We start from the raw sequence: 1,794 nt of genomic DNA on the forward strand, positions 1-1,794 counted from the left end.
TTTCTCTGCTGCTGACGAACACGACGCTTCGCAGCAACGCTGAAAGCACAGCGGGGCAGGTAGGATGATCTTTAACAATTAACAGCCGATAAGTGTGGGTACTTGGTGGCGGTGCGCAGTGGAGAAATCTGCTGATGCTCAAACAATATCAAGTGCTCGCAAAGAAAGAAAATAGGTAAGTTCGCAAGAACTTAATCTGTCAGTATTTTGAGTGAGCGACGGTTCTTCGGAACCTGCCAGAAATGGCACAAAACAGAGATTAAACTGAAGAGTTTGATCCTGGCTCAGATTGAACGCTGGCGGCATGCCTTACACATGCAAGTCGAACGGCAGCACGGGTGCTTGCACCTGGTGGCGAGTGGCGAACGGGTGAGTAATATATCGGAACGTGCCCAATAGTGGGGGATAACGTAGCGAAAGTTACGCTAATACCGCATACGCTCTACGGAGGAAAGTGGGGGATCGCAAGACCTCATGCTATTGGAGCGGCCGATATCTGATTAGCTAGTTGGTGGGGTAATGGCCCACCAAGGCGACGATCAGTAGCTGGTCTGAGAGGACGACCAGCCACACTGGGACTGAGACACGGCCCAGACTCCTACGGGAGGCAGCAGTGGGGAATTTTGGACAATGGGGGCAACCCTGATCCAGCAATGCCGCGTGTGTGAAGAAGGCCTTCGGGTTGTAAAGCACTTTTGTCAGGAACGAAACGGAGCTGGCTAATACCTGGCTCTAATGACGGTACCTGAAGAATAAGCACCGGCTAACTACGTGCCAGCAGCCGCGGTAATACGTAGGGTGCGAGCGTTAATCGGAATTACTGGGCGTAAAGCGTGCGCAGGCGGTTGTGCAAGACAGAGGTGAAATCCCCGAGCTTAACTTGGGAACTGCCTTTGTGACTGCATGGCTAGAGTGTGTCAGAGGGGGGTAGAATTCCACGTGTAGCAGTGAAATGCGTAGATATGTGGAGGAATACCGATGGCGAAGGCAGCCCCCTGGGATAACACTGACGCTCATGCACGAAAGCGTGGGGAGCAAACAGGATTAGATACCCTGGTAGTCCACGCCCTAAACGATGTCAACTAGTTGTCGGGTCTTAATTGACTTGGTAACGCAGCTAACGCGTGAAGTTGACCGCCTGGGGAGTACGGTCGCAAGATTAAAACTCAAAGGAATTGACGGGGACCCGCACAAGCGGTGGATGATGTGGATTAATTCGATGCAACGCGAAAAACCTTACCTACCCTTGACATGTACGGAATCCTTCAGAGATGGAGGAGTGCTCGAAAGAGAGCCGTAACACAGGTGCTGCATGGCTGTCGTCAGCTCGTGTCGTGAGATGTTGGGTTAAGTCCCGCAACGAGCGCAACCCTTGTCATTAGTTGCTACGAAAGGGCACTCTAATGAGACTGCCGGTGACAAACCGGAGGAAGGTGGGGATGACGTCAAGTCCTCATGGCCCTTATGGGTAGGGCTTCACACGTCATACAATGGTACATACAGAGGGCTGCCAACCCGCGAGGGGGAGCTAATCCCAGAAAGTGTATCGTAGTCCGGATTGTAGTCTGCAACTCGACTACATGAAGTTGGAATCGCTAGTAATCGCGGATCAGCATGTCGCGGTGAATACGTTCCCGGGTCTTGTACACACCGCCCGTCACACCATGGGAGCGGGTTTTACCAGAAGTAGGTAGCTTAACCGCAAGGAGGGCGCTTACCACGGTAGGATTCGTGACTGGGGTGAAGTCGTAACAAGGTAGCCGTATCGGAAGGTGCGGCTGGATCACCTCTCTT

General features: G+C 52.6%; 1 rRNA gene. It reads left to right on the top strand.

The window, feature by feature from the left end:
• Positions 1-261: 261 nt before the first annotated feature.
• Positions 262-1,794 (top strand): 16S ribosomal RNA (locus EDC30_RS19170).

It is taken from the genome of Paucimonas lemoignei, from assembly GCF_004342585.1.
GTDB classification, from domain to species: Bacteria; Pseudomonadota; Gammaproteobacteria; order Burkholderiales; family Burkholderiaceae_D; genus Paucimonas; species Paucimonas lemoignei.